5 protein-coding genes are annotated in these 6,967 nt (G+C 64.5%); 1 reads left to right on the plus strand and 4 read right to left on the minus strand.

The window, feature by feature from the left end; genetic code table 11:
* Nucleotides 1–13: 13 nt before the first annotated feature.
* A complete protein-coding gene (locus EN804_RS27860; protein ID WP_127871137.1) occupies nucleotides 14–1,012 on the plus strand; it encodes an ABC transporter ATP-binding protein in 999 nt (332 codons plus the stop codon).
* A gap of 167 nt (nucleotides 1,013–1,179) precedes the next feature.
* On the opposite strand, the gene EN804_RS27865 is transcribed toward EN804_RS27860, so the two are convergent.
* From EN804_RS27865 to deoC, 4 genes are all read right to left on the minus strand, one after another.
* Nucleotides 1,180–2,025 carry a fumarylacetoacetate hydrolase family protein gene (locus EN804_RS27865; protein ID WP_127275359.1) on the minus strand — a complete coding sequence of 282 codons (846 nt, stop codon included), beginning with the start codon at nucleotides 2,023–2,025 and terminating at the stop codon, nucleotides 1,180–1,182.
* A gap of 210 nt (nucleotides 2,026–2,235) precedes the next feature.
* Nucleotides 2,236–2,967, minus strand: a complete 732-nt coding sequence (locus tag EN804_RS27870) for an SDR family oxidoreductase (RefSeq protein ID WP_127275360.1) — start codon at nucleotides 2,965–2,967, stop codon at nucleotides 2,236–2,238.
* Nucleotides 2,968–3,140: 173 nt separating this feature from the next.
* Complete coding sequence (locus EN804_RS27875) at nucleotides 3,141–5,513, minus strand: aldehyde dehydrogenase family protein (RefSeq protein ID WP_135921808.1); 2,373 nt, start codon at nucleotides 5,511–5,513, stop codon at nucleotides 3,141–3,143.
* A 66-nt stretch (nucleotides 5,514–5,579) separates the two neighbouring features.
* A complete protein-coding gene (gene deoC / locus EN804_RS27880) occupies nucleotides 5,580–6,641 on the minus strand; it encodes a deoxyribose-phosphate aldolase (RefSeq protein ID WP_189524584.1) in 1,062 nt (353 codons plus the stop codon).
* Nucleotides 6,642–6,967 lie beyond the last annotated feature (326 nt).

Here is a 6,967-nt window from a genome sequence, read left to right on the forward strand (position 1 = left end):
ACAGGAAGAAGCCGTGGGCTCGCTAAAAATCGAGAATGTAAAAAAGGCCTTTGGGCCGGTCGAGGTGCTGAAGGGCATCGACCTCGAAGTGACGGATGGCGAGTTCGTCGTCTTTGTCGGCCCTTCGGGTTGCGGCAAGTCGACCTTGCTCCGGGTCATCGCCGGGCTGGAGGATTCGACCTCGGGCCGGGTGCTGATCGATGGCGAGGACGTCTCCGTCACGCCGCCGGCGAAACGCGGCATCGCCATGGTGTTCCAGACCTATGCGCTCTATCCGCATCTGACGGTGAAAAACAATATGGGCCTCGGCCTCAAGCAGGCGAACACCCCTGCGGCGGAGATCGACCGCCGCATCGGCATCGCCTCGTCCATGCTGTCGCTGGAACCGTACCTGGAAAGGCGGCCGGCGGAGCTCTCCGGCGGCCAGCGCCAGCGCGTCGCCATCGGCCGCGCCGTGGTGCGCGAGCCGAAACTGTTCCTGTTCGACGAGCCGCTGTCGAACCTCGATGCCGCGTTGCGCGTCAACACGCGGCTGGAAATCGCGCAGTTGCACCGCCGCCTCAAGGCGACGATGATCTACGTCACCCACGACCAGGTCGAGGCGATGACGCTGGCTGACAAGATCGTCGTGCTCAACGCGGGAAAAATCGAGCAGATCGGCGGCCCGATGGAGCTCTACAATTCGCCGGCAAACGAGTTCGTCGCCGGCTTCATCGGCTCGCCCAAGATGAATTTCGTCGACGGCGCCCGCCTCGGCGAGACAGCCAAGAGCATCGGCGTGCGGCCGGAGCATCTGACCGTCGATCCGAAATCCGGCGCCTGGAAGGGCACGGTCGTCCATGCCGAGCATCTCGGCGCCGACACCAATCTCTATCTCGACTGCGAGAAGGCCGGGCTGATCACCGTGCGGATTTTCGGCGTCTACGACGCGGAACCCGGCGCCACGCTTTATGCGACGCCCGATCCGGGGAGGACCTATCGGTTTGGCGCTGATGGGAAGGTGCTGAAGTAGTGTTTCAGCGTAGGTCGGCGCTGCCCCTCACCCTTATCCTCTCCCCGTGAAAAACTGGGAGAGGGGGTCGCCAACGCTGGAGCGCTTCCCTTCTCCCCGTTACTATACGGGGAGAAGGTGCCGGCAGGCGGATGAGGGGCGGCGCAAGCTTCGCAAGGATCGCTGACTTAAACGTCAGCCCTAAACGTCTGCTTCTGCTGCCCCAAGCCTTCGATGCCCAGCTCCACCACATCGCCAGCCTTGAGAAACACCGGCGGCTTCATGCCCAGGCCGACGCCGGGCGGGGTGCCCGTCGAAATAATGTCGCCGGGGTGCAGCGACATGAACTGGCTGAGGTAGGAGACGAGATAGGCGACGCCGTAGACCATGGTCTTGGTCGAACCGTTCTGCATCGTCTTGCCGTTGACGGTCAGCCACATTTTGAGGTTCTGCGGGTCGGATACTTCGTCCTTGGTCACCAGCCACGGGCCGGTCGGACCGAACGTGTCGCAGCTCTTGCCCTTGGTCCACTGGCCCTGGCGCTCGGCCTGGAAAGCGCGTTCGGACACGTCATGGGAGACGCAGTAACCGGCGACGTAGTCGAGCGCATCGGCTTCGCTGACATACTTCGCGGTCTTGCCGATGACCACGCCGAGCTCGACTTCCCAGTCGGTCTTCTCCGAGCCGCGCGGGATCAGCACGTCATCGTCGGGGCCGACAATGGCCGAGCTTGCCTTCATGAAGATGATCGGCTCCGGCGGCACGGTGGCGCCGGTTTCGGCGGCGTGGTCGGAATAGTTGAGGCCGATGCAGATGAACTTGCCGGTGCCGGCCACGCAGGCGCCGAGCCGAGGCTTGCCGGAAACCGCCGGCAGCGACTTTGCATCGAGCTTCGACAGCATGTCGAGCGAGGCCGGATGAAGCGTGGTGCCGGCGATATCGGCGACATGGGCGGAGAGATCGCGGATCGTTCCATCCGCATCGAGCAGGCCGGGACGTTCGCTTCCCACCTCGCCATAGCGCAGCAGTTTCATGCATCTTCTCCTGATTGCGGCCTCGCGGCCGTTCTACAAACTCTCCGCCGAGGCATCAGCCCTTTCGGAACCGGGCGGACCCTAGCCACCGGCCTGCTTCACGACAAGCGCAGGCAGCCTGTTTTGACAGCCGGCGAGCGGGATTTTCAGACTTCCCGATCCTTCGCCAAACCCGATCGCCCGGTGCCCGCGATTGTCTCCGGGCAGCGCTCAGATCGACCAGCCGCCGTCGATATTGTAGGCCTGCCCCGATGTGTAGGTGGCGCCGCCCAGGTAGACGGCGAGATCGGCAATCTCTTCCGGCGTGCCGAGCCGGCCCATCGGCTGGCGGGCGATGAAGGCGGCACGCGCGGCTTCGTAGTCGCCCTGCGCGTGCATGCGGTCCTCCAGCGAAGGGCTCTCGACCGTGCCGGGGCAGATGGCGTTGCAGCGTATGCCCTTGCCGACATAGTCGGCCGCGACCGCCTTGGTCAGGCCGATGACCGCGGCTTTGCTCAGGCCATAGACGAAGCGGTTCGGTACACCCTTGGTCGAGCTCGCCAGTGAGGCCATGTTGATGATCGATCCGTCGCCGCGCTCCAGCATGCCCGGCAACACGGCGCGGATGGTGCGGACCATGGCGCGAACGTTGAGGTTGAGCGCGAAATCGAGGTCGCCATCCTTCATCTCGAGGATCGAGCCGGAATGGACGAAACCGGCGCAGTTGAACAGCACGTCGACACGGCCGATCTCGGCGAAGGCCGAGTTGACCGCCTCGTCATTGAGGACGTCGACCCTGCGCGTCTTGATGCCGGAGGTCTTGGCGAGTTCCGCCAGCAGCGTCTCGTTGATGTCGGTGGCATGGACGGTGGCGCCAGCCTTGGCGAAGGCCAGCGCGCTTGCCTTGCCGATGCCTTGCGCCGCTGCCGTGATGACAACGACCTTGCCTGCCAGATCCGCCATATCTTTTCCTCGCCTGCTTGGGTCAACTGCCTTTATCGGCGGCCGGCGAAGGCGTCATGTGCCAGTCAGGCGCGATCGTGCGGCCTGTGCCAGTTCACTGATAAAGATGTTTTTTCTCGTTAAAGAACATGCGTCCGGGCGTCAAGCCCGAACGCGATCACCAAGTGCGAACATCAGTCGCCGTAGGGCACCCAGACATTCTTCACCTCGATGGCGCGGCGCAGCAAGGCGTCACCGGCGGCTTCTTCCGAGGCCCAGTCGAGGCTGCGGCCATTGCCGCTCCAGACGCGCTTGAGGTTGCCGACGGAGTCGGCTTCCGCCTTGGCGCAGGTGTCGGCGTCGGCGAACAGCCAGAGCCCGTCGACGTCATCATGCTTGGCCAGCACGCCTGCAAGCTCCGCTGTGCGGCCGGTAACGATGTTGATGGCGCCGGCGGGCACGTCGGAATATTCGATGACCTGATAGAGATCGGTGGCCAGCAGCGGGTGGCGTTCCGACGGCACGGCCACCACCGTGTTGCCCATGGCCAGCGCCGGCGCGACCAGCGAGATGAAGCCGAGCAAGGGCTGATTGTCGGGCGCGACGATGCCGACGACGCCGACCGGCTCATGCAACGCCAGCGTCACGGCACGCGCCGGCGGCTGGTGCACCCGGCCCTCGAACTTGTCGGCGAGGCCGGCGTAGAGGAACAGCCGCTCAATCGACTGTTCGACCTCGTCCCGCGCCGCCTTGGCGTTGGCCCCGGTCAGTTCGGTGAGGCGGGCGGCAAACTCGCTGGCACGGCCGGAAAGGTTCTCGGCCAGGTAATAGAGCACCTGGGACCTGTTATAGGCGGTTGCCTCCGGCCAGGCCTTGCAGGCGCGCGCGGCTGAAACGGCGTCACGGATATCCTTGCGGTTGCCGAGCCCGACTTCGCCGGCAAGCTTGCCCTTGGCGGTGGCGACGGCAATCGAATAATTGCCGTCCGCCCGCACCTGCTTGCCGCCGATGAACAGCTTGGCCGTGCGATCGATGGCTGAGCCATCCGCCTGTTCGACGGGCTGAGCGGACGACGTCGCCGGCTTGATGACCGAACCGAGCGGCAATTTTGCCGATAGATATTCGAACATGCCCTCGCGCCCGCCCTCGCGGCCGAAGCCGCTCTCGCGGTAGCCGCCGAAGCCGCAGGCGGCGTCGAACATGTTGGTGCCGTTAACCCACACCACGCCGGCCTTCAGCTGAGGCGCCACATGGAGCGCGAGATTGACGTTCTCGCTCCACACCGAGGCGGCGAGCCCGTAGCGTGTGTTGTTGGCAAGCTCGATCGCTTCCTCGGTGTTGCGGAAGGTCATGGTGGCAAGCACAGGCCCGAACACCTCCTCCTGGGCAAGGATATTAGCCGGCGAAACACTCGTTGCCAGCGTCGGCAGATGATAGTAGCCGGAAGACGGCAGCGCTGCATCCGGCTGCCAGCAGACGGCGCCCTGCCGGGCACCCTCGGCGATCAGTCCCTTGACGCGGTCGAGCTGGGTCAGGTCGATCAGCGGGCCGATATCGGTGTTCTTGTCGAGCGGGCTGCCGACTCGCAACCGGCTCATCCGCGTCTTGACCTTGGCGATCAAGGCGTCGGCGATGCCTTCCTGTACCAAGAGGCGCGAACCGGCGCAGCAGACCTGGCCCTGGTTGAACCAGATGCCGTCGACGAGGCCTTCGACGGCGCTGTCGAGATCGGCGTCCTCGAAAACGATGAAGGCCGATTTGCCGCCAAGTTCCAGCGACAGTTTCTTGCCCGAGCCGGCGGTGGCCTTGCGGATGATCTTGCCGACCTCGGACGAGCCGGTGAAGGCGATCTTCTGGATGCCGGGATGGTTGACGATCGCCGCTCCTGCTTCCGGGCCGCCCTGGACGATGTTGACGACGCCCTTCGGCACACCGGCGCGTTCGCAGATCTCGGCGAACAGGATTGATGTGAGCGGCGTGAATTCGGCCGGCTTCAGCACCACCGTGCAGCCCGCCGCGAGTGCGGGCGCGATCTTCCAGGCCAGCATCAGCAGCGGGAAATTCCACGGGATGATCTGGCCGACGACGCCGACACCCTTGTGGCCAGGGAAATCCCTGTCCAGCGCCTGTGCCCAGCCGGCGTGATGGATGAAATGGCGGATGGCCAGCGGCACGTCGATATCGCGGCTCTCGCGGATCGGCTTGCCATTGTCGATTGTCTCAAGCACCGCGAACAGGCGCTGGTGGCGCTGCATGGCGCGGCCGATGGCGTAGAGCACTTTCGCGCGCTGATAGCCTGAACTGGCGCTCCATTTCGGCAGCGCTTTCGTGGCCGCCGCGACGGCCGCGTCGATGTCGGCGGCGTTGGCGTCCGAAATCTTGGCCAACAACTTGCCGGAGGACGGTTCGCTGGTCTCGAAAGTCTTGCCGCCGCTCGCCGCCTTCCAATCGCCGCCGATGAACAGCGCCTTGCCGAAATCGCGCGCCGCGAGCCAGGCATCAGCTTCGTTGCGCGCCTCCGGCGCCGGGCCGTATTCCATGGCGTGATAGCGTTCGAGAATGTTCATCAGGCGGGGCTCCAGATAATTGTCAGGGGGGCGCCGTAGGGCTCCACGTTCAAGGCCTCGCTCGCCTTACGCCATCGCGTGGCGGTGATTGGCCGAATAATGCCCGGTCAGATGATGCTCGAGCTGGCGCTCGATGTCGGTGAGCAGGCTCGACGCGCCGAAGCGGAACAGCTCCGGCTCCAGCCAGGGCCGGCCGAGCTCTTCCTTCATCAGCACCAGCCAGTCGAGCGACACTTTCGCGGTGGAAATGCCGCCGGCCGGCTTGAAACCGATGAGATAGCCGGTTTCCTCGAAATAGGCCCTGATGGCGCGCACCATGGCAAGCCCGACGGGCAGCGTGGCGTTGACGCTTTCCTTGCCGGTCGAGGTCTTGATGAAATCGGCGCCCGCCATCATCGCCACCATTGAGGCCAGCATGACATTGCGCAGCGTGGCGAGGTCGCCGGTGCCCAAAATGACCTTCAGATGCGCGTCCCCGCAGGCGGCACGCATCGAGACGATTTCGTTGTAGAGCTCCCGCCACTTGGCGCCGAACACCAGGCCGCGCGGAATGACGACGTCGATCTCGTCGGCGCCGTCCTTCACCGAGGCCTCGATTTCCTGCAGGCGGGTCGATAGCGGCGCCAGGCCGTGCGGGAAGGCGGTGGAGACGGCGGCGACATGGATGCCGGTGCCGCGCACGGCGTCAACGGCCGTGGCAACGAAGGGATGATAGACGCAGACGGCGGCCGGCCGGATGGTTTCGCCCGCAATGCCGAGGCCTTCCATGATGTCGCGGCGCAGCGGGTTGATCGCCTTGGCGCAGAGCCGGCGCACGCGTTCCTCGGTGTCGTTGGAGTTCAGTGTCGTCAGGTCCATGCAGGCGATCGCCCGCAGCAGCCAGGCGGCCTGGTTGTCGGCCTTGATCGAGCGCCGCTTGGTCAGGCTGGCGACGCGGCGCTCCAGCGCCGAGCGGTTGACGCTGCGCACCGATTCCAGAAAACCGAGATCGAGTTTCAGGCCGGGATTGCGCGCGATGTGATGATCCAGCGGCACCGGCGTGTTGGCGGCGGCGCGTGCCGGCAGCGGCATAATTTTGGGCGCGCCAGCGCCTGCCTCGCGGATCGTGCTCATCTCCTGCCCTTTCATTTTCTCTTCATGCGTGTCGATGGGCGACAGTCACGAAGATAGCCCGCGAAGCGATGCTTCACGAGTCTTTCAAAGGGTCATAACGGAAAAAGGCTGCCAAGGCAGCAGGTTTTTGACCGTATGGTCAAAGCAGCATGCTGAGCAGGCGTCGCAGCCAGTTCTGTTGGAAGCGTCTGAGATTAGCGACGACATTCACGCTTCGTCATGTATGGACGGCCCCTCTTGGGCAAGAGGCAAAATAGCGGCGCCGGCGCAAGTCTGGAGCGGTCATGTATTCGGCCTTTAATGCGATCGATTTCGATGACCGCTGGCCCTCAGGGGTTACG

This window comes from Mesorhizobium sp. M8A.F.Ca.ET.161.01.1.1, assembly GCF_004792105.1.
In the GTDB taxonomy this organism is placed as follows: domain Bacteria; phylum Pseudomonadota; class Alphaproteobacteria; order Rhizobiales; family Rhizobiaceae; genus Mesorhizobium.